This window comes from Streptomyces sp. SCSIO 75703, assembly GCF_036607905.1.
In the GTDB taxonomy this organism is placed as follows: Bacteria; Actinomycetota; Actinomycetes; order Streptomycetales; family Streptomycetaceae; genus Streptomyces.
This window is the reverse complement of sequence record NZ_CP144555.1, coordinates 1,278,216-1,299,302: the sequence shown is the minus strand read 5'-3', so window position 1 is coordinate 1,299,302 and position 21,087 is coordinate 1,278,216. Positions and strand designations below refer to the sequence as shown.

Here is a 21,087-nt window from a genome sequence, read left to right as displayed (position 1 = left end):
GATACCCCCGGTCCCCGCACTGCCACGACCCGAACCCTCGCGCCCATGGCCCCGCCGCCCTCGCGCGGGACACAGTTTCCGCGGACGCAGGCGGCAGAGAGGGACCGAGATGAACCCCGAGCGCACCCTGGTGCTCGTCGGCGGTACCGACGACACCGTGCGAAAGGCACGCGACCTCGGGCTGAGCGTGCTGCTGCTCCAGCACCCCACCAAGGTGAGCGAGGAGCAACGCCGCTGCGCGAGTGCCGTCGAGGTCCTCGACTACACGGACTGGACGCTGGTCGAGCCAATCGTGCGGGCCTGGCACGACAGCCCCGGGTTCACCGCGGCCACGTCGCTGACCGAACCGGGACTGGAGAACGCCGGGCGGATCAACGACGCGCTGGGACTGGGCGGCACCGGACACGAGGTCACGCGCCGGTTCCGGGACAAGGCCGTGATGCGGCGCCACCTGGCCGCGCACGATCCGGCGCGGGCCGTACGGGCCCGGCCCCTGCGCCGCCGCGAGGACCTGGACGCCTTCGGGGCGGCGTACGGCTTCCCCTTCGTCGTCAAGCCCGCCGACGCCACCGCGAGCATCGGCGTCCGGCGCGTCGGGGGACCGGATGCCGTCGGCCGGGTCTGGGACGAGGTGGACGCGCTCGCCGGCACCCGGACCGACCGGGTCTCCTCGCTCTTCGTGCTGCGGGACTTCCTGATGGAGGAGTACCTGGACGGGCCCGAGTTCAGCGTCGAGTCGTTCAGCTTCGCGGGCCGCCACGTCGTCGTCGCGGTCACCGAGAAGTTCACCGCGGAGGACCACTTCGCCGAACTGGGCCACGCCGTGCCGGCCCGGCTGTCCGCCCCGGACGAGGAGGCGCTGCGGGAGGCGGTGCGCGGCTTCCTCGACGTGATGGGGATGCGCGACGGCGTGTGCCACACCGAGGTGCGCCTGACCCGCCGGGGCCCGCGCGTCGTCGAGAGCCACAACCGGATCGCCGGCGACGCCATCGACGCACTGGTGCGCGGCGCGTACGGCGTCGACCTGATCTCCCTCGCCCTCGCCCACCCCTTCGGCCTGGCCGAGGAACTGCCGGACCGGCCCCGGCCGCACGGCGGCGCCTGCGTCCGCGCCCTGGTCGGCCCGCCCGGCGCCCGGGTGGAGTCGGTCACCGGCGTCGAGGAGGCGCGCGCCGCGGACGGCGTCATCGACGTGCGCGTCGGTGCCCGGCCCGGCGACACCGTCCGGCCGCTGCGGGACAACTGGGACCGGCTCGGCCTGGTCGCCGTCGCCGCCGCCGACACGGACACCGCCGTACGGCGCGGCGCCGAGGTCGTCGAGGAGCACCTCAGGATCGTCCTCGCGCACCCCGACGGCCACCGGAGCCTGGCGCGGCCGGCGGGGACCGGGGACCAGGCCCACCTGCTGGTCCTGCACCGCAATCCGCTGGGCCCGTTCCCCTACCGCGCCTGGCTGCCGGACCACACCGGCGACCTCGTGGTGCTCGCCGCCCGCGACCGGATCGAACTGGCCGGCGAGAAGACGCCCGACGGCACCCTCGGCTACACCCGGCTGGAGATCTTCGACGACTTCGACTCCGAGGACGTCGACGCCCGCGCCCTGGAACTCGCCGCCGCGCACGGCGTCACCCACGTGATCGCGCTGCACGAGGCGGACCTGCTGCGGGCCGCCCGGCTGCGCGAGCGGCTCGGCCTGCCGGGCGCGTGGCACGCCGACGTGCTGCCGTTCCGCGACAAGGCGCTGATGAAGGAGCGGGCGCGGCGGGCCGGCATCGCGGTCGCTCCGTACGCCCGCCCCCGGTCGGCCGGGCAGGCCCGGCGGTTCGCCGCGGAGCGCGGCTTCCCGCTCGTCCTCAAGGACCGCCTCGGCTTCAACTCGGTCGGACTGCGCGTCCTGCGGGACGCGGCGGCCTTCGAAAAGTGCCTGGCGGACGCCTACGGGGCGGGCGAGCGCGAGGACCTGCTGCTGGAGGAGTTCGTCCCGGGCCGCATGTGCCATGTCGACGGTTTCGTCGCCGACGGGCGGACGGTCGCGGCCTGGCCCTCGCAGTACCAGTACGACCTCGCCTCCTTCGCCTCGGACCCGGGCCCCCGCATCGACGTGACCCTCGACCGGGACGACCCGCTCACCCCGCGGCTGCTGCACTTCGCCGAGAAGGTCCTCTCCGCGCTGGCCCCCGAGGGCTCGCGGCTGCGCGACTACGCCTTCCACATGGAGGTCTTCCACACCCCCGACGACCGGCTCGTGCTGTGCGAGAGCGCCTGCCGCTCGGGCGGCGCGAAGATCCGGGAGGTCTTCCACACCCTGTTCGGCGTGCACCTCGGCGAGTACGCGGCGCGCGCCGAGGCCGGGCACGTCCGCTCGCCGGCCACGAGGGCGCTGACGGAGAGCGCCGGACCGCCCGCGCCCCGGTGCATGTCCGGGCAGATGCTCACCATGAAACGGCCGGGGCGGGTCCGCGCGCTGCCGGCGCGGCCCGACGAACCCTGGCTCGCGGGCTTCTGGCTGTTCGCCGAGGAGGGCCAGGTCATCGCGCCCGCCGCGGGCTCCGCCGACTTCCTCACCGCCGCGGTGGGCTCCGCGCCGACCCGCGCGGAGTGCGAGGACCGGCTGCGCGCGCTCGGGGAGCGGGTGCGGGAGCACACCGACATCGCCGAGAGCGCGGAGGCACCGTGACGACGAACGGCCCGTCGGCGCGAGCGCGTTACATGCTGGGCATGGTGGTCGACGCCACCGGCAGCGGCATGTACCTGCCCCTGTCCCTGCTGTACTTCCACCACGTCACCGGGCTCCCGCTCACCCGGGTCGGCACCCTGATGACCGCGGCGGCGGTGATCGGCCTGATCAGCAATCCGGCGGCGGGGGTCCTCATCGACCGGTTCGGCGCCCGTGCCGTCGTCACCGGCGGCTATCTGCTGCGGGCCGCCGGGTTCTGCACGTACCCGCTGGTGGACAACGGCGCGAGCATGTTCGCCGTGCTGCTGGTGGTGGCGCTCGGCGACATGTCGTACCCGCCGGCGATCCAGTCCTTCATCGCCGAGTTCGTCCGGGGCGCCGACCGTGACAAGCTGCTCGCCGTCCAGCGCAGCCTGCGCAACGCCGGTCTTGGCGTGGGCGGTCTGCTCGCGGGCGCCGTGCTCGCCCTGGGCAGCACGGCGCTGTACCACGTGATCGTGTTCGGGGCCGCCGCCGGTTACGTGGCCGCGGCCCTCTGCATCGGTTCCCTCCCCGTACACAGGGCGGCCCCGGCGGGCCCGCGGGTCTCCCGCAAGGGCGGCTACCGGCTCGTGGCGCGCAACCGCCCGTTCCTCGCCCTGACCCTGCTCAACGTGCCGACGGCCTTCGGCTACACGGTGCTCTCGGTCGGCATCCCGGTCTACGTCACCCGGGACCTGGGCGCGTCCCACTCGCTGGTGGGCGTCCTGTACGCCGTCAACACGGTGGGCATCGCGCTCCTGCAGATCCCGGTGACCCGGGGCCTCGTCGCCTTCCGGCGCACCCGCACGGTGGCGTTCGGCGCGGCCGTGTTCGCGGTGTCCTTCGTGGTGTTCGCGCTCCTCGCCTCGGTGGGGGACAGGACGGTCGTGCTGGCCGGTGTCTTCGTGGCGACGCTGCTGTTCACCGGCGGCGAGCTGATGCACGGCGCCACGGCGTCCGCGCTGTGCGCCCAGGCCGCGCCGGAGGAGACGCGGGGCCGGCACCTCGCGGTCTACCAGCTCTCCTGGGCGGTGCCCATCGCCCTGGCGCCCGCCGCGCTGACGGCCCTGCTCACCCTGTCGCCGACGGCGATGTGGCTGGTCCTCGCGGTGGGCGCGACGGTCTCCTGCCTGGGCGTCCTGCGCCTGGAGCGGCGGCTGCCCAGGGAGGCGGTGCATCCCTGTCCGGGCGTGGCCGAGGCCGAGCCCGGTGGCGGGCCGGCGGAGCGGGCCCCGGCCTGACCCGGGCCCGGCCCGCCGCGCACCGCCGTACCCCGCTCCGTCCTTCCCGGCGCGCGCCGCTCGCTGTGGCGCACGCCCCGCTTTCCTTCTCCACGTGCGAAAGGTCGTGATCGTCGATGGGAGTCTCCAGTTGGCTGGTCCTCGGGGAGGAGGACCCCGAGTTCGTGCGGTCCGACACCCCGGGCTCCTGCGGCATGGTGGCCCAACTCCGGCCGTTGATACGTGAGTTCAGCCAGCCCGGCGATGTGGTCTTCGACCCGTTCGCGGGCTGGGGCACGACCCTGGTGGCCTGTGGGGCCGAGGGCAGGCGCGGCGTCGGCCTGGAGATCGACCCGGACCGGGTGGAGCGGGCCCGGGACCGTATCGCGCCGTACCCCGGCCAGCGGATGCTGTGCGGCGACGCCCGCAAGCCGCCGCTCGACGCCGCTTCCGTGGACCTGGTCCTGTGCGACCTGCCCTACTTCGGGACGGCGCTCGACCCGGCCGGGGCCGCCCCCGCCACCCTGTACGCGCTGCGGGAGTACGACGTCTACCTGGAGGCGCTCGACGACGCCTTCGGCGCGATCGCCGCGGTGATGCGGCCGGGCGCGTACGCGGTGATCGCGGTGCAGAACCGGCGGATCGACGGCGCGGTCGTCCCCCTGGCCTGGGACGCGGCCCGCCTGCTCGGCCGTCACCTGACCCTGGGCGACGAACGCGTGCACCTCTACGGCTGGCCGGCCGGCGGTGACGACCCACTGGTCACCAACCGCTCGCACGAGTACCTGCTGACGGCGCGGAAGCCGGCCGCGTAGCCGGCGATCCGCCCCCGGGCGTCAGCCGGCGAAGTCCGCCGCCACCCGCACCACCACGGCGTTGGCCGCCGGCTCGCCGACGGTCACGCGCGCGCCCTCCCCGTCGAAGGCCCGCACCCGCACGCCCCGCGCCGCGCACGCCTCGGCGAACGCGGTGGTCCGCCCGCCGAGGGGAAGCCACAGGAAGTTGGCCTCCGACGGCGGCACCTCGCAGCCGGCGGCGAGCAGCGCGTCCCGTACCCGTTCGCGCTCCTCGACCAGCGCCGCCACCCGCTCGGTCAGTTCGTCCTCGGCGCGCAGCGAGGCCACGGCCGCGGCCTGGGCGAGGGAGCCGACCCCGAACGGCACCGCGGCGCCGCGCACCCCGGCCGCGACGGGTTCGTGGGCGACGGCGAATCCGACGCGCAGCCCGGCCAGGCCGTATGCCTTGGAAAAGGTGCGCAGCACCACGAGGTTGGGCCTGTCACGGTACAGTTCGATGCCATCGGGTATGTCCGCGTCCCGGACGAATTCCCGGTATGCCTCGTCGAGTACGACGAGCACGCGCTCCGGAATCCTGGCGAGAAAGCGTTCCAGTTCCCCGCGGCCGACCACCGTGCCCGTGGGATTGTTGGGATTGCATATGAACACCACGCGGGTACGCGCGGTCACCGCGTCCGCGAGCGCGTCCAGATCGTGCCGGTGGCCCTCCAGCGGCACCGGGACCGGATCGCCGCCGCACACCCGGGTCAGATGCGGATAGGCCTCGAACGAGGGCCAGGCGAAGACGACGTCACCACCGCCCGTGCCGAGCGCGGAGTGCAGCAGGTGCAGGGCCACGCCCACCGATCCGGCGCCCAGCGCCAGGTGTCCGGCCGGCACGTCGAACCGGCGTGCGAGGGCCTCGGTCAGGGCGACGGCGTGCCGGTCGGGGTAGCGGTTGACGCGGGCCGCCTCGGTGTGGAGGAGTTCCCGCACGGAGGGCAGCGGCGGATAAGGATTCTCGTTGGCGAAGAGACTGTACTGCGTCGGCGATGTCATGGAATTCGGCGTGTCCTTCGGAGAGGAAAGTGAACGGTGCGGCCACGGGGTCCGTAATGCGCGTGATCGGCCCATGGGGCGTGAGCCTAGATTCCCGCGATTTCCTCCGCAAGGTCCCGCAGTGGTTCATCCGATTCCCCTTTCCTTTCCCTGGATTTCGCCGCCGCCTGTGCCTCTTCGATTCCCATGAGGTATCCGAGTTGCAGCCGGTGCTGGGCGCCGTACTGGTCCTTGAGGCGGGCGACATGGGACTGCAGTGAACGCAGGCTGAAGCCGAGGCGCCGGGCCACCTCCCGGTCCGACTTGCCCTCCGTCAGGAGTTTGCAGATGGCGTCCCGCATCGCGGGCACGATGTCGGTCGCCGCCTCGGCGGCCCGCACCGGCAGGAACGGGTGGGACTCGGCACGGTCCCACGCCCGCTCGAAGACGTCGGTGAGGAAGCGCACGATGGCCGGCTCGGTGACTAAGACCGCCGTGGTGCGGTCCGCGTTCCCGGGGATGAACGCCAGCCTGCGGTCGACGATGATCACGCGGTCGAAGAACTCGGCGAGCGTACGGACCTGGACGCCGTAGCCGGTGACCGCCCGGACGTACTCCTTGGTCGGCTCGTCGAACCGCGTGCTGTGCTGGTAGAGCGTGCGCATCGACACCCCGGCGGCGATCCGCTCGCGGACGCCGCCGAGCGCGTCCTGGAGCACCGCCTCGGGACGGGGCCCCTCCGGCTGCGCCGTGAGGATCTCGGACACCGACCGGTCGACCGCCCGCTGGATCGTGGCCTGGATCTCGGGCATCCCCTGGATGTACGTGACGCCCGCGGTGGCCTGAGCGGGGCCGTGGCCGGAACGGTCCGGCTCCGCCCGGTCCGCCTGGGTGGACACGGTGTCCGCGAGTTCGCGCAAGGTGCCCGCGACGTGGTGCAGCGTACTCGCGTGATCGCTCGGTATGTTCATCTGATCCCTCGTTTCCCGGCAGTGCGCCGACCCGAAGTATTGATGATCTGTCGCGGGAACTCCAGGGGTGACAGATTTCTTCGCAGAGCCGCAGTGCGGAGCCGGGGGAGAGGAAGTCGGCTCCGGATGCGCGTCTCACGGAAGCGACGCGACACGGATGTGTTCATTCCGTTATTGCGTCTGCGAACCATTGACTGAAGGCGGCGGGGGAATTCCCGCGCGCCGGTTTCCACAGTGGACGGAAATGGGGAGTTCTGTGTCCAGGGGGATCTTCATCGCGCAGCGTGCCGTCGCGAGACCCGTGGTGGGCGGGATCACGGCCCTGCTGGTCGGATGCGTGCCGGCCGCGGCGGCGTCCGCGGTGTCGCGGGACATCGGCTGGAACCGGGTCCAGGCGTCCGACATCGGCTGGAACGTGGTGGACGGCCCGGCGCGGGACATCGGCTGGAACGGGTCCGGAGCGTGACTCTCCCGGCCGCCTCCCGCCGTCCCCGCCTCCGCCCGCCGGCCGGAGAACCACCGGCGGACGGGCGGCGACACGCCATCGGGCTCGTCGGCGCGGGCCCGCGCGGCCTCTCCGTACTGGAACGGCTGTGCGCGCGGGAACGCAAGTCGCCCTCGTGCGACCGGCTGACGGTCCACATCGTGGACCCCGACCCGCCCGGCGCGGGCCGGGTCTGGCGCACGGCGCAGCCACGTGAACTGCTGATGAACACGGTCGCCTGCCAGGTCAGCATGTTCACCGACGCGAGCGTCGCCGTCGAGGGCCCGATCGAGGAGGGACCCAGCCTCCACGCGTGGGCCCGCGCGCGGGCGCGCGGGGACGACGGCGACGGCCTCGACGCCGACGACCTCGCCGAGGCCCGCGCGCTCGGCCCGGACTCGTACCCCTCCCGCGCCTTCTACGGCCGCTACCTGGAGTGGGTCTTCGACCGGCTCGTCACCACCGCGCCCGCGCACCTCACCGTCCGCGTGCACCGGGCCCGCGCCGTCGACCTCACCGACGAGGACGACGGCGCCCGGCAACGCCTCGTCCTGTCCGACGGCACCGGACTGCCGGGCCTGGACGCCGTGGTGCTCGCCCAGGGCCACCTCGACGCCGAGCCCACCCGCGCCGAGGCCGGCCTCGCCGCCCACGCGGCCCGCCACGGCCTGCGCCACGTCGGCCCCGCCAACCCGGCCGACGTGGACCTCTCGGACATCGCACCCGGCGAAGCCGTGGTCCTGCGCGGCCTCGGCCTCAACTTCTTCGACCACATGGCCCTGCTCACGCTCGGCCGCGGCGGACGGTTCGAGCGCGACGCCGACGGCCGCCCCGTCTACCGCCCCTCGGGCCGTGAACCCCGCCTGTACGCGGGATCACGGCGCGGCATCCCCTACCACGCGCGCGGCGAGAACGAGAAGGGCGCCGACGGACGCCACCACCCTCGCCTGCTGACCGCCGCCAAGGCCGCCGCACTGCGCGCGCGGGCCGCCCGCGGCGCACCGGCCGACTTCGAGGCGGACGTGTGGCCGCTGATCGCCAAGGAGGTGGAGGCCGTCTACTACGCGGCGCTCCTCACCTCCCGCGGACGCGACGGCGCCGCCTTCGCCGACCGCTACCTGGCCGCCGCGCCCGGCGCCGGCGAGCGGGCCCTGCTCGACGAGGCCGCCGTCGGCCCGGCGGACCGCTGGGACTGGCGGCGCGTCGCCCGGCCCCAGGGCACGCGCGAGTTCACGGACGCCGACGACTTCCGCGACTGGCTCCTCGCGCACCTGCGCGCCGACGTGGCGCACGCCCGCGAGGGCAACGTCAGCGGCCCGGTCAAGGCGGCCCTCGACGTCCTGCGCGACCTGCGCAACGAGATACGCCTCGTCGTCGACCACGGCGGCATCGACGGAGCCTCGTACCGCGACGCCCTGCGCGGCTGGTACACCCCGCTCAACGCCTACCTCTCCATCGGGCCGCCGGCCTCCCGGATCGAGGAGCTCATCGCGCTGATCGAGGCCGGCGTCGTCACCTGCCTCGGTCCCGGCCTGCGCGTCACCGCCGAGGACGGCGCCTTCGTGGCGAGCACCACCGCGCTGCCGGACGTACGGGTACGGGCCAGGACGCTCATCGAGGCCCGCCTGCCAGAGCCCGACCTGCGCCGCACCACCGATCCGCTGCTGCGCCGGCTGCGGGAGACCGGGCAGTGCGCCGCCTACCGGATCCCCGCCGGGGACGGCGAGGCGTACGAGACGGGGGGCCTCGCCGTCACCGAGCGCCCCTACCGGCTCGTGGACGCCGGGGGCCGCGCCCACCCGCGGCGCTTCGCCTACGGCGTGCCCACGGAGTCGGTGCACTGGGTCACCGCCGCCGGCATCCGCCCGGGCGTCGGCTCGGTGACGCTGGAGGACGCGGACGCGATCGCCGGCGCGGTCCTCGCGGTCGTCTCGGCGGACCCGGCCGGCACGCGGATCGGAGCGGACACGTGACCGGCACCGAACCCGCGCCCGCCGCCCACCCGGCCCCGGAACCGGACACCGGCCTGCTCGCGCCGGTCCGCGCCGCCACCCCCGTGGAGGCGGCGACCTCGGACCGGGCCTGGCTGCGGGCCATGCTGGACGCCGAGGCCGCCCTGGCCCGCGCCCAGGCCCGCCTCGGCACCGTGCCGCGGCGGGCCGCGGAGACGATCACGGACGTGGCCGGCACCTGTGACCTCGACGTGCGCGCCCTCGCCGTCGCCGCGCGGGAGACCGCCAACCCCGTCGTCGGCCTGGTCGCCGCGTTCACGGCCGCCGTCGCGGAGCGGGACGCGGACGCCGCCGAGTACGTGCACCGCGGCTCCACCAGCCAGGACGTCCTGGACACCGGGTCCATGCTGGTCGCGGCCCGCGCCCTCGACCTCGTCCTGGCGGACCTGCGGCGCGTCGCCGCCGCCCTCGGCGCGCTCGCCGCCCGCCACCGCGACACGCCCCAGGCGGGCCGCACGCTCGCCCTGCACGCGGTGCCGGTCACCTTCGGGCTCAAGGCAGCGGGCTGGCGGCACCTCGTCCTCGACGCGATCGAACGGCTCGCCCGCGTACGCCACCACGGCCTGCCCGTGTCCCTCGGCGGCGCGGCCGGCACCCTGGCCGGGTACCTCCAGTACGCCGAACTCGCCGCCCCCGGCGGCGAGACGGACCACGGCGCCTACCCGGACCGGCTCGTCGACGCGTACGCCGCCGAGACCGGCCTCGCCCGGCCCGCCCTGCCGTGGCACGCCCTGCGCACCCCGGTCGCCGACCTCGCCGCCGCCCTCGCGCACACCGCCGCCGCCCTCGGCAAGATCGCCGTGGACGTGCAGGTCCTCGCCCGGACCGAGATCGGCGAGGTCGCCGAGCCGGCGCCGGCCGGACGCGGGGTCTCCTCGGCGATGCCGCACAAACGCAACCCGGTCCTCGCCACCCTCATCCGGTCGGCGGCCCTGCAGGTACCGGTGCTCGCGGCCGGGCTCACCCAGTGCCTCACCACCGAGGACGAGCGTTCGGCGGGCGCCTGGCACGCCGAGTGGCCCCTGCTGCGCGACTGCCTGCGCCTGGCCGGCGGCGCCGCCCGCACCGCGGTCGAACTCGCCGAGGGGCTCACCGTGGACGCGGCCCGGATGCGCGCCAACCTCGACCTGACCGGAAGCCGGATCGTCTCCGAGCGCCTCGCCGCCGTCCTCGCGCCCCGCCTCGGCAAGGCCGCCGCGAAACGGCTGCTCACCGACGCCTCCACCGCCGCCGAACGGCAGGGACGCCCCCTGGCCGACGTCCTCGCCGGACTGCCCGCGCTGCACGGCGTGTGCGAGCCCGGGGAAGTGGCCGCGCTGCTCGACCCGGCCCGGTACACCGGAGCGGCGGGACACCTGGTCGACCGTGCGCTGAGCCGGCCGTGCTCCGACGAGAAGGGGGACTTCCCGACGTGATCCCGACCCAGCCCACCGGGCCGCCCGAAGAGCCGGAGGCCCCGCCGTGTGCCGAACGGGCCCCGGACGTACCGGAGTTCCCCGGCCTGCCCGCCGCGCAGCAGCCCGCCTGGCCCGACCCCGCCGCCCTCGCCGCGGCCGTCGCCGCACTCCGCCGCGCCCCCGGCCTCGTCCGCCCCGCGGAGTGCGACGCCCTGCGCGCGCGGCTGGCCGCCGTGGCCCGCGGCGAGGCACTGCTGCTGCAGGGCGGCGACTGCGCCGAGACCTTCGATCAGGCGCGGCCGGACCGGATCGACGCCACCTTCCGCACGCTCGGCCAGATGGCGGCGATCCTCTCCGAGGCGTCCGCGCTGCCCGTCGTCACCGTCGGCCGCATCGCCGGCCAGTACGCCAAACCGCGCTCGCGGCCCCACGAGACCCGCGACGGGACGACCCTGCCCGTCTACCGCGGCGACCTCGTCAACGGCCACGCGTTCACCGCCGGGTCCCGCACCCCCGACCCGTCCCGCCTGGTCCGTGCCCACCGCGTCTCGGCCGCCACCCTGGAGGTGCTGCGCGCGCTCGCGGCCCGGCGGGACGCCGAGTTCTGGACCAGCCACGAGGCGCTCGTCCTCGACTACGAGCACCCCCTGACGCGCGGCACGCCCGAGGGCCCCTACGCCCTGTCCGGCCACCTGCTGTGGGTCGGCGAACGCACCCGCGCGCGCGACGGCGCCCACATCGACTTCGCCGCCCGCATCCGCAACCCGGTCGCGGTCAAACTCGGGCCCACCACCACCCCGGACGAGGCGGCCGCCCTCGTGGACCGGCTCGACCCCGGGCGCGAACCCGGCCGCCTCGCCCTGGTGACCCGGATGGGCGCCGACGCCGTGCGCGACGTCCTGCCCGGCCTCGTGCGGCGGGTGACGGCGGAGGGCGCCCGGGTGGCGTGGATCTGCGACCCCATGCACGGCAACACCGTCACGGCCCCCGACGGCCGCAAGACCCGTAGACTCGCGGACGTCCTCGACGAGATCCGGGGCTGGTTCGAGGTGCACCAGGAGCACGGCACCCACCCCGGGGGAGTCCACGTCGAACTGACGGGGGAACACGTCACCGAGTGCCTGGGCGGCACCTACGAGGTCACCCCCGGTGACCTGTCCGCCCGCTACGAGACGGCCTGCGACCCGCGGCTGAACCGGGGACAGTCCCTCGACCTGGCGTGGGAGCTGTCCGACCTGTACGCCAAGTACCAGCTCAGCAGGAGGTAAGCAGTGGAGACCCTCGCCGCCGTGCGGCGGTTCTGCGCGATGCACGAACGCCCCGACCCGGCCGACCCCCTGGTCGTCCCCAACGTCTGGGACGCGGTCAGCGCCCGCGCCTTCGCCGACGCCGGCTTCCCCGTCCTCGCCACGTCCAGCGCGGCCGTCGCGGCCACCCTCGGCTACCGGGACGGTGGCCACACCCCGCCCGCCGAGATGTTCGCCGCGATCGCCCGCATCGTGAGGTCCGTGCCCGTACCGGTGACCGCGGACGTCGAGAACGGCTACGGACTGGCGCCCCAGGAACTCGTCGACCGCCTCCTGGACACCGGCGTCGTCGGCTGCAACCTGGAGGACTCCGACCCGCTGACCGGCAGCCTCAAGGACGCCGGCCGGCACGCCGACTGGCTGGCCGAGGTCAGCGTGGCGGCGGGCGAGTACCTGCTGCTCAACGCCCGCGTCGACACGTACCTGTTCGGCGAGCGCTCGGTGGAGGCCACGGTCCGGCGCGCCGTGCTCTACGTCCGCGCCGGCGCCGACGTCATCTACCCGATCCTGGCCCCGCCGGAGCTGCTGCCGGACATCGCCGGCACCGTCGACCGCCCCATCAACGCGCTCTGCCTCCCGGACGGCCCCACCCCGTCGGAGCTGGGCACCCTGGGCGCGTCCCGGGTGACGTACGGCCACACCCTGCACGCCCGGACCACGGAGACGGTCCGTGCGATGGCGGCGTCCCTGCGCTGACCTACCAGCCCCGGCGGGCCCGCCTGCCGAAGAGGATGCCCGGGGGTTCCGGCGGGTGGGGGGTGCCGGGGCGCAGGGGCCAGGCGAGGAGCATGCCGACGAGGAAGCCGACGATGTGGGCCACGTACGCGACGGTGCCGGCGTCGGAGACGGCGCCGCCGGAGGAGTAGAGGGCCTGCAGCACGAACCAGGAGCCCAGCACGATCCAGGCCGGCAGCCGCAGTGGCAGGAAGATCAGGAAGGGGACGAGGACCCAGACCCGTGCCCGCGGATAGAGCACGAGGTAGGCGCCGAGGACCCCGGCGATCGCGCCCGAGGCGCCGATCAGGGGTTCGGCGGAGCCGGCGTTCAGCAGGGCGAAGCCGTACGTCGCCACGTAGCCGCAGAAACCGTAGAAGAGCAGGAAGCGGACGTGGCCCATGCGGTCCTCGACGTTGTTGCCGAAGATCAGCAGGAAGAGCATGTTGCCCAGCAGGTGCAGCCAGCTCCCGTGCAGGAACATCGCGGTCAGCACGCTCAGCTCGGGCGACTTCTCGTACCCCGGCGGGCCGATCACGCACCCCGCCCCCTGCGGGCCGACGCCCACCGCGCCGGTCGGCACCAGGCGCGGCAGCCGGTGGTGCACCAGCTCCTGCGGCACCGCCGCCCACTGCTCCAGGAACGACTGGAGGTGGCAGAGCTGCGCGAGGCCGCCCCGGCCCGTCAACGAGCCGGTGGCGCCGGGGGTGAGCAGGACGAAGACCAGGATGTTCGCGGTGATGAGCGCGTACGTCACCCAGGGCGTACGCCGCACCGGGTTCACGTCATGGACGGGGATGACCACGTGTGACTACTGCCCCCTCCGCGGGGAGTGAACCGGGCGGCGGCCCCGAACGCGTCCGTCCGGGTGCCCGGGGGCGGCGGGACGCCCCCGGGCACCCCCGGTGGTGGCGAGGGGGCCGTCAGCAGGTCTGCCGGACGGCGGTGGCCGCCTTGCGGGCCGCCACCAGCACCGGGTCCCACACCGGGGAGAACGGCGGCGCGTACCCGAGGTCGAGGGCGGTCATCTGCTCCACCGTCATCCCGGCCGTGAGCGCCACCGCCGCGACGTCGACCCGTTTGCCCGCCCCCTCGCGGCCGACGATCTGGACGCCGAGCAGCCGCCCGGTGCGCCGCTCGGCGATCATCTTCACCGTCATCGGCGCGGCCCCGGGGTAGTAGCCGGCGCGGCTGGTGGACTCGATGGTGACCGTCACGAAGCGCAGCCCGGCCCGCCGGGCGTCCTTCTCCCGCAGCCCGGTCCGGGCGATCTCCAGGTCGCACACCTTGCTGACCGCGGTCCCCACCACGCCGGGGAAGGTGGCGTAGCCGCCGCCCACGTTGGTGCCGACGACCTGCCCCTGCTTGTTGGCGTGGGTGCCCAGGGCGATGTGCCGCTCCTGACCGGAGACCAGGTCGAGGACCTCCACGCAGTCGCCGCCGGCCCAGATGTCCTCGTGGCCGCGCACCCGCATGGCCCGGTCGGTGAGCAGCCCGCCGTGCGCGCCCAGCGGCAGTCCCGCCGCCGCGGCGAGGGACGTCTCGGGGCGGACGCCGATGCCGAGCACGACCACGTCCGCCGGGTACTCGGCGTCCCGGGTCGCCACCGCGCGGACCCGGCCGTCCTCGCCGGTCCGGACGGCGGTGACCTCCGCGTCGTCGACCATGGTGATGCCGAGCCCCGTCATCGCCTCGTGCACCAGGCGGCCCATGTCCGGGTCGAGGGTGGACATCGGTTCGCTGCCCCGGTTGACGACCGTCACCTCGTAGCCGCGGTGGATGAGGGCCTCGGCCATCTCCACGCCGATGTACCCGGCGCCGACGACCACCGCGCGCCGGCCGCGGGTGCGGGAGAGCGTGTCGATCAGGGCCTGCCCGTCGTCGAGGGTCTGCACGCCGTGCACCCCGTCCGCGTCCACGCCCGGCAGGTCCGGCCGCACCGGCCGGGCCCCGGTGGCGACGACGAGCTTGTCGTACGGGGTCCAGTACTCGCTCCCCGTGCCGGCCTCCCGGGCGCGGACCCGCCGGCCGGCGGGGTCGATCGCGGTGACCTCGGTGCGCATCCGCAGGTCGATGGCGCGTGCCCGGTGCTCCTCGGGGGTGCGGGCGATCAGCTCGTCCCGGTCGGCGACCTCGCCGCCGACCCAGTAGGGGATGCCGCACGCCGAGAAGGAGGTGAAGTTGCCCCGCTCGAAGGCCACGATCTCCAGCTCGTCGGGCCCCCGGAGCCGGCGGGCCTGCGACGCCGCGGACATCCCCGCGGCGTCGCCGCCCACGACCACCAGCCGTTCCCGTACACCCTTGGCATCCCGCGCATCGTCGACGTCCATACGGACACGCTACGCGGGCGGCGCCGCCCGGCCCTCGCCCGGCTCCCGCGGGTCCGCCGCCGGCCCGGCGCGGCCCGGGTCCCCGGCGACCGGCGGGGCGACCGGCAGCCCGCCCGTCCCGGCGTCCGCCCCCGTCCCGGCGTCCGCCCCCCGTGCCGCGGCGGGAGCCTCCGGCGTGGCGGTGCGGGCGGCGGCGCGCCGCCGCAGCCACGGGCGGACCACCCGGCGCCACAGCAGCACCAGCGCCAGCAGCGGGACGACGAACGGCAGCAGCGCCCCGCACACCACCGCCAGCCAGCGCAGCGCCGTCACGAAGGCGTCCCAGCCGCCCGCCAGCGCGTCCGTGAAACCGGGGCCGTCGTCCCCGTCGTCCCCCACCGGCCGCGTCTCGGTCAGCGACAGGGTGACGGTGGCCAGCTCGGTGCGGTCCGCCAGAGCCGCCCGCCGTGCCAGCAACGCCTCCAACTCTGCCTCGCGGGAACTCAGTTCGCCTTCCAAGAGCACCACGTCGTCCAGCGCCGCGGCCCGCTCCATCAGCTCGCGGACCCGGGCCACGCTGGCCCGCTGCGAGGCGATGCGGCTCTCCACGTCGACCACCTGCCCGGTGACGTCCTCCGCCCGGGCCGAGCGCTCCAGCAGCGTCCCGGCCTCCTCCAGCTCGTCCAGGACCGCCTGGTACCGGTCGGCCGGCACCCGCAGCACCATCCGGGTCCGCTCCCGGCCCTCCCGGTCCCGGGTCGTCGTCTCCTCGCCGACGTGCCCGCCGGCCCGCTCGACGCCGCTCCGCGCCGCGTCACGGGCACCGGGCACGTCCTCCACCCGCACGGTCAGCGAGGCCGTGCGCGCCACGTGGGTGCGCTCGGCCGCCGCCGACCCGTCCCGGCCGCGCTTCGCGCCGCTCCCCGTGCCGCCGGCGCCCTCCTCGCCGTCGGCCGCCGCCCCCGCCCCGGCCGCACCGGGGGCGTAGGCCGGCTCGTCGCGGGCCGCGGCGGCGTCGGACGTCGCCGACTTCGCCGAGTCCCGCGCGGCGCCGCAGCCGGCCAGGGCCAGCGAGGCGGCGAGCAGCAGCGCGGACAGGGCGCGGCCCGGCCGCGCGGATCGTCGTCGTACGGGCATGGTCCGTCCCCCCGGGGCTCGTGATGCTTGTCGTACGTTCGACGTCCGGCGGGCGCGGACGGTGGCGTCGGTCAGGTCCCGAAGCGGTCACGATCCGGCCGCTCCGGGCAGGCGGCGGAGCATCCCGCGGGGTCTGACAAGCTGGTGCCATGAGCGCTAGCGAGAGCCCCGCGGACCCGGGGCACGTCGTCGTCATCGGGGCCGGCATCGCCGGACTGGCCGCCGCCCACCGCCTGCTGGGACACGGCGCCCGGGTGACCGTCCTGGAGGCGTCCGGCCGCGTCGGCGGCAAGCTGCTCGCGGGGGAGATCGCCGGGGCGCGCGTCGACCTCGGCGCCGAATCGATGCTGGCCCGCCGCCCCGAGGCCGTCGGCCTCGCCCGCGAGGCGGGACTCGGCGACCGGCTCCGGACGCCGGCCACCGCCACCGCCTCCCTGTGGACCCGCGGCGCCCTGCGCCCCCTGCCCAAGGGCCACGTGATGGGCGTCCCCGGCACCGCCGCCGCCCTCGCCGGGGTGCTCTCCGCGGAGGGCCTCGCCCGCATCGAGCGCGACGCCGACCTGCCCCGCACCGAGATCGGCGACGACGTGGCCGTCGGCGCGTACGTCGCGGCCCGCCTCGGCCGCGAGGTCGTCGACCGTCTCGTCGAACCCCTCCTCGGCGGGGTCTACGCGGGCGACGCGTACCGCATCTCGCTGCGCTCGGCCGTCCCCCAGCTCTTCGAGGCCGCCCGCGCCCACACCTCCCTCACCGCGGCCGTACGGGAGATCCAGGGGCGCACCGCCACCGCCTCGACCGGACAGGGGCCCGTCTTCGCGGGCATCGAGGGCGGCGTCGGCACGCTCCCCCTCGCCGTCGCCGCGTCGGTGCGCGCCCGGGGCGGCGAGATCGTCACCGGCGCCCCCGTCACGGAGCTGCGCCGCACGGCCGCCGGCGGCTGGCGGATCGCCGCCGGGGACCGGGTGCTGCACGCCGCCGCGGTCGTCGTCGCCGCCCCCGCGCCCGCCGCCGCCGGACTGCTGCGCGCCGAGTGCCCGGCCGCCGCGGCCGAGCTGGCCGCCGTCGAGTACGCCTCCATGGCCCTCGTCAGCCTCGCCTACCGGCGCGCCGACGCCGCCGCGCTCCCCGAGGGCAGCGGCTTCCTCGTCCCGCCGGTCGACGGGCGCACCATCAAGGCGTCCACCTTCGCCTCCCGCAAGTGGGGCTGGATCGCCGAGGAGGACCCGGAACTGGTCGTCGTGCGCACCTCCGTCGGACGGTACGGGGAGACGGAGATCCTCGGCCGCGACGACCAGGGCCTCGTCGACGTCTCCCGGCACGACCTGAGGGAGGCCACCGGACTGGCCGCCGCGCCCGTCGCCACCCGCGTCACCCGCTGGGACGACGGCCTGCCCCAGTACCCGGTCGGCCACCACGCGCGCGTGGCCCGCGTCCACGCTCAGGTGGCGAAACTGCCCGGCCTCGCCCTGTGCGGCGCGGCCTACGAGGGGGTCGGCATCCCGGCGGTCATCGCGGGCGCCTACGCCGCCGCCGACCGGGTCCACGAGGAGCGCGCGCACACCACCGACCCGGTGGGTCGCGCCGAGGGGGGAGCGGGAGAATAGGGCCATGAGTGACAACGCCTCCACCCCCGCCGCCGGCCGCATCCCCAACAAGGGCAAGCTGGCCAAGGACCTCAACGACGTCATCCGCTACACCCTCTGGTCCGTCTTCCGGCTCAAGGACGTGCTCCCCGAGGACCGCGCGGGCCACGCCGAAGAGGTCCAGGAGCTGTTCGACCAGCTCACCGCGAAGGGGGTGACCATCCGCGGCACGTACGACGTCTCCGGGCTCCGCGCCGACGCCGACCTCATGATCTGGTGGCACGCCGAGACCGCCGACGAACTGCAGGAGGCGTACAACCGCTTCCGCCGCACCCGGCTGGGCCGCGCCATGACCCCGGTCTGGTCGAACATGGCGCTGCACCGCCCCGCCGAGTTCAACCGCTCGCACATCCCGGCCTTCCTGGCCGACGAGACGCCGCGCAAGTACGTCAGCGTGTACCCGTTCGTGCGCTCCTACGACTGGTACCTGCTGCCCGACGAGGACCGCCGCCGCATGCTCGCCGACCACGGCAAGATGGCCCGCGGCTACCCGGACGTGCGCGCCAACACCGTCGCCTCCTTCTCGCTGGGCGACTACGAGTGGCTCCTCGCCTTCGAGGCCGACGAACTGGACCGCATCGTCGACCTCATGCGCCACCTGCGCGCCTCCGAGGCACGGATGCACGTCCGCGAGGAGGTCCCCTTCTTCACGGGCCGCCGCAAGGACATCGCCGAACTGGTCGCCGGCCTCGCCTGATCAGGCCGCGGGCACCGGCTCCGGTACCGGCCCGGAGGCCGGTGCGGCGAGCGGCGAGGGCTCCGGGCGCGGGGCGCAGGACGTGTCCCGCGCCGGGAGCCGGCCCCGGAGGAGGTACGCCTCCAGATGGGCGTTCGCGCAGGCGTTGGGCCCGCCGGAGATCCCGTGCGTGCCGGCGCCGCGCTCGGTGACCAGCACCGACCCGGACAGGCGCCGGCGCAGCTCCCGCGCGCCCGCGTACGGGGTGGCCGCGTCGTGCTCGGCGGCCAGCAGCAGCGTCGGCGGCAGTTCGCCGGGCGGCGTGCGCACGTCCAGGGGGCGCTGCCGGGGCGCGGGCCAGAAGGCGCACGGCAGGTTGGTCCACACGTTGTCCCAGGTCTCGAAGGGCGCCGTGCGGGCCAGGAGGGTGTTGTCCCGGTCCCACACGCGGAAGTCGGTGGGCCAGGGCGCGTCGTTGCACTCGACGGCCGTGTAGACCGCGGCGGCGTTCTCCGCGCCGGCCGCCGCCGCTCCGCCGGGCGGTGCCGCCTGCTCCGTCAGCGGCCCGGCGTCCCCCTCCAGATAGGCCGACAGGGCAGCCGCCCGGTACGGCCAGTAGCCGTCGTGGTAGCCGGTGTCCAGGAACGCGCCGTGCAACTGCGCCGGGCCCACCGTCCCGCCCGCGGGACGCGCCGAGAGGCGTTCGCTCGCGCGCTCGTACGCGTCCTGCACCTTCCCGGGCGTGTCGCCGAGCCCGTAGACGTCGTCGTGGGCCGCCGTCCACGTCTTGAACGCCGTCCAGCGGTCCTCGAACGCCGCCGACTGGCGCAGGTTGTTGCGGTACCAGAGCCGTCCGGGCGCCGGGTTCACCACCGAGTCGAACACCATCCGCCGCACGTGCCCCGGAAACAGCCCAGCGTACAGCGCCCCCAGGTACGTCCCGTACGACGCGCCGAGGAAGGTCAGCCTCCGCTCGCCCAGCGCGGCGCGCAGGACGTCCAGGTCCCGGGCGTTGTTCAGGGAGTGGACGTGGCGCAGCGCCTCACCGGTCCGTTCGGCGCAGCCGCGCGCGTAGGAGGCAGCCTCGGCGGCGCGCTCCCGCTTGACCGCGGGGGAGGGGTGCGTCGGCGCCTGTGCGGGGCCGCGGAAGAAGCGCGCCGGGTCCCGGCACGAGACGGCGGTCGAGGGGGCGACCCCGCGCGGGGCGTAGCCGACCAGGTCGTAGGCGGCGGCGATCCGCTGCCAGGCGGGGGCCTCGGCGGCGCGCGGGAAGGACAGCCCGCTGCCGCCCGGACCGCCCGGGTTGAACACCAGGGAGCCCTGCCGGGGCACCGGGCGCCCGGTCCCGTCCGGGTCCTCGCCGGAGGCGGGCAGGAGGCTGACCACCAGCCGGATCCGCTCGCCGCCGGGGTCCGCGTAGTCGAGAGGGACGGCGAGCGTGCCGCAGCGCGCGGCGGGCGGCAGTTTCAGGTCCGCGGGGCAGTCGCCGTAGGCGATGCCGGTGGCGGCGGCACGGGCGGCGGCCACGGCGGTGCCGCGCGCCTCCGCGGTGCCGGACCCCTCGGGGGCGGCCCCGGCCGGCGGGACGGCGAGGGCGGTCAGGAGCAAGGCCCCGACGGCCGGGCGGAGGGCGGCTGTTCGCATCGGTGTCCCTTCGGTGCGCGGCGACGACACCGGGGATGCTCCGGGGCGGGCCGGGGCCGGGCAAGCACCGTCCGGCGTGTCGGCGCCGGGGCGCTTCCGTGCGCCCCCGGGCGGGTCAGCCCACCGGACCGGTGGTTCCGGGGTCCCCCTCCCGGCGGTCCCGGGGCGGCCGGGGGGCCTCGGGCGGGCGCTCGGCGGGCCGGGGCGACCCGGGCCGCCGGGTCCCCCGGGGGAAGCCCTCGACGTGCTCCTCGTGGTGGGCGAAGGCGGCCCGCAGGTCCGGCTCGCCGATGGCGTGGACGCCGCGCACGGCGACCGACACGAGGAACGCGCGCTCGTCGCCCCGGCCGACGCCCCGGGCCTGCCGGGCGACCGCACCGAGCAGCCGCTGCCCGGCGGGGGACGCCCAGTGCGGGTACGGGTGCACCTCCATGCGGGCGATGGCCAGGCAGCTCAGGGCGAGGGTGAGCGGCAGCGCGAACCACAGGGCGATCAGATGGCGCGGAGCTTCCAGCGGGACGGGCAGCGCCAGGGCGACGCCGGCCAGCGCGCACACGGCCGCAGCGGCGAGCCGCACCCGCCGGACCCCGGCGGCGACGCTGCGGCTGCCGTCCGGCACCGCGAGCCCGGCGCCGACCAGCCGGTCGGCGAGGGAGCGGACCGGGGCGGCGTCGGCCGCCACGGCCCGTACCGGTGCTATCCGGGACTGGCCGCCGGGCCCTATGGCGCCGATGACGGATCGTTCCATCGCGTCCCGCGCGCACGGGTCGACGACGGTCGCCCAGCCGGTGTGCGCGAGCAGCAGCCGCCGCTGACGGGCCATCGCCACGAGCGTCAGGTCGGCGACGCGGCGCGGGCCGCCGGAGAGGAACGCGGCCTCGTACAGCGTCAGCGGGCGCTCCCGCCCGGCGTCACGGTCGAGCGCCGCGGAGCGGACGGCCGCCAGACACAGCCGCGCGCACGCCGTACCCGCCACGGCCCAGGCGGTCAGCAGCAGAGGGACCCAGAACATGCGGTACTTCTATGTCACCGCCGCCCGCCCGCGCCATGCCCTGTTCACA

The 21,087-nt window shown here is 75.6% G+C and carries 17 protein-coding genes; 10 read left to right on the top strand and 7 right to left on the bottom strand.

All coding sequences use genetic code 11. The annotated features are described in order from the left end of the window. Window positions 1-109: 109 nt before the first annotated feature. The 3 genes from VM636_RS05535 to VM636_RS05525 all read left to right on the top strand — a co-directional run bounded on the left by VM636_RS05535 (window position 110) and on the right by VM636_RS05525 (window position 4,733). The gene (locus VM636_RS05535; RefSeq protein ID WP_338483649.1) at window positions 110-2,677 is read left to right on the top strand and encodes an ATP-grasp domain-containing protein; all 2,568 of its coding nucleotides are present in this window, start codon (window positions 110-112) and stop codon (window positions 2,675-2,677) included. Then, window positions 2,674-3,939, top strand: coding sequence for an MFS transporter (locus VM636_RS05530; protein ID WP_037858361.1), 1,266 nt, complete (start codon window positions 2,674-2,676; stop codon window positions 3,937-3,939). Before VM636_RS05535 ends, VM636_RS05530 begins: the two co-directional genes overlap by 4 nt. 116 nt (window positions 3,940-4,055) lie before the next feature. Then, window positions 4,056-4,733, top strand: coding sequence for a DNA methyltransferase (locus VM636_RS05525; protein ID WP_051821378.1), 678 nt, complete (start codon window positions 4,056-4,058; stop codon window positions 4,731-4,733). A 21-nt stretch (window positions 4,734-4,754) separates the two neighbouring features. Here VM636_RS05525 and VM636_RS05520 read toward each other — a convergent pair whose 3' ends face one another. Further along, window positions 4,755-5,753 carry a histidinol-phosphate transaminase gene (locus VM636_RS05520; RefSeq protein WP_053913784.1) on the bottom strand — a complete coding sequence of 333 codons (999 nt, stop codon included), beginning with the start codon at window positions 5,751-5,753 and terminating at the stop codon, window positions 4,755-4,757. Between the two features lie 86 nt (window positions 5,754-5,839). Beyond that, window positions 5,840-6,703: a hypothetical protein gene (locus tag VM636_RS05515; protein ID WP_051821380.1), complete on the bottom strand. Its 864-nt coding sequence runs from the start codon at window positions 6,701-6,703 to the stop codon at window positions 5,840-5,842. 256 nt (window positions 6,704-6,959) lie between these two features. Between VM636_RS05515 and VM636_RS05510 the strand changes: the two genes are divergently transcribed. The 5 genes from VM636_RS05510 (at window position 6,960) to VM636_RS05490 (ending at window position 12,599) form a co-directional block, all read left to right on the top strand. Further along, window positions 6,960-7,169, top strand: coding sequence for a hypothetical protein (locus tag VM636_RS05510; protein ID WP_030420710.1), 210 nt, complete (start codon window positions 6,960-6,962; stop codon window positions 7,167-7,169). Window positions 7,170-7,246: 77 nt separating this feature from the next. Then, window positions 7,247-9,160 (top strand): FAD/NAD(P)-binding protein, encoded by a 1,914-nt coding sequence (locus VM636_RS05505; protein ID WP_030420711.1) that lies wholly within the window; start codon window positions 7,247-7,249, stop codon window positions 9,158-9,160. Beyond that, window positions 9,157-10,614 carry a 3-carboxy-cis,cis-muconate cycloisomerase gene (gene pcaB / locus VM636_RS05500; RefSeq protein ID WP_030420712.1) on the top strand — a complete coding sequence of 486 codons (1,458 nt, stop codon included), beginning with the start codon at window positions 9,157-9,159 and terminating at the stop codon, window positions 10,612-10,614. The genes VM636_RS05505 and pcaB overlap by 4 nt, the downstream gene beginning before the upstream one ends. Before the next feature lie 86 nt (window positions 10,615-10,700). Next, entirely contained in the window at window positions 10,701-11,864 is a 1,164-nt protein-coding gene (locus VM636_RS05495) for a 3-deoxy-7-phosphoheptulonate synthase (RefSeq protein ID WP_199825490.1), read from the top strand. Window positions 11,865-11,903: 39 nt separating this feature from the next. After that, window positions 11,904-12,599: an isocitrate lyase/phosphoenolpyruvate mutase family protein gene (locus VM636_RS05490; RefSeq protein ID WP_051821387.1), complete on the top strand. Its 696-nt coding sequence runs from the start codon at window positions 11,904-11,906 to the stop codon at window positions 12,597-12,599. Between the two features lies 1 nt (window position 12,600). Here the strand turns inward: VM636_RS05490 and VM636_RS05485 are convergent, their stop codons facing one another. The 3 genes from VM636_RS05485 to VM636_RS05475 all read right to left on the bottom strand — a co-directional run bounded on the left by VM636_RS05485 (window position 12,601) and on the right by VM636_RS05475 (window position 16,063). Next, window positions 12,601-13,422 carry a rhomboid family intramembrane serine protease gene (locus VM636_RS05485; protein ID WP_030420715.1) on the bottom strand — a complete coding sequence of 274 codons (822 nt, stop codon included), beginning with the start codon at window positions 13,420-13,422 and terminating at the stop codon, window positions 12,601-12,603. A gap of 118 nt (window positions 13,423-13,540) precedes the next feature. Beyond that, entirely contained in the window at window positions 13,541-14,947 is a 1,407-nt protein-coding gene (locus VM636_RS05480) for an FAD-dependent oxidoreductase (RefSeq protein WP_030420716.1), read from the bottom strand. Between the two features lie 9 nt (window positions 14,948-14,956). After that, window positions 14,957-16,063 (bottom strand): DUF4349 domain-containing protein, encoded by a 1,107-nt coding sequence (locus tag VM636_RS05475; RefSeq protein WP_078962677.1) that lies wholly within the window; start codon window positions 16,061-16,063, stop codon window positions 14,957-14,959. Between the two features lie 149 nt (window positions 16,064-16,212). Here VM636_RS05475 and hemG point away from each other — a divergent pair, with 149 nt between their 5' ends. Together hemG and hemQ are read left to right on the top strand one after the other, a co-directional pair. Beyond that, window positions 16,213-17,667, top strand: a complete 1,455-nt coding sequence (gene hemG, locus VM636_RS05470; RefSeq protein WP_053913785.1) for a protoporphyrinogen oxidase — start codon at window positions 16,213-16,215, stop codon at window positions 17,665-17,667. A 4-nt stretch (window positions 17,668-17,671) separates the two neighbouring features. Then, window positions 17,672-18,403: a hydrogen peroxide-dependent heme synthase gene (gene hemQ, locus VM636_RS05465; RefSeq protein ID WP_030420719.1), complete on the top strand. Its 732-nt coding sequence runs from the start codon at window positions 17,672-17,674 to the stop codon at window positions 18,401-18,403. Here the strand turns inward: hemQ and VM636_RS05460 are convergent, their stop codons facing one another. Together VM636_RS05460 and VM636_RS05455 are read right to left on the bottom strand one after the other, a co-directional pair. Then, complete coding sequence (locus VM636_RS05460; protein ID WP_030420720.1) at window positions 18,404-20,026, bottom strand: alpha/beta hydrolase; 1,623 nt, start codon at window positions 20,024-20,026, stop codon at window positions 18,404-18,406. Between the two features lie 115 nt (window positions 20,027-20,141). After that, the gene (locus VM636_RS05455; protein WP_078962678.1) at window positions 20,142-21,038 is read right to left on the bottom strand and encodes a TIGR04222 domain-containing membrane protein; all 897 of its coding nucleotides are present in this window, start codon (window positions 21,036-21,038) and stop codon (window positions 20,142-20,144) included. Window positions 21,039-21,087: the final 49 nt, after the last annotated feature.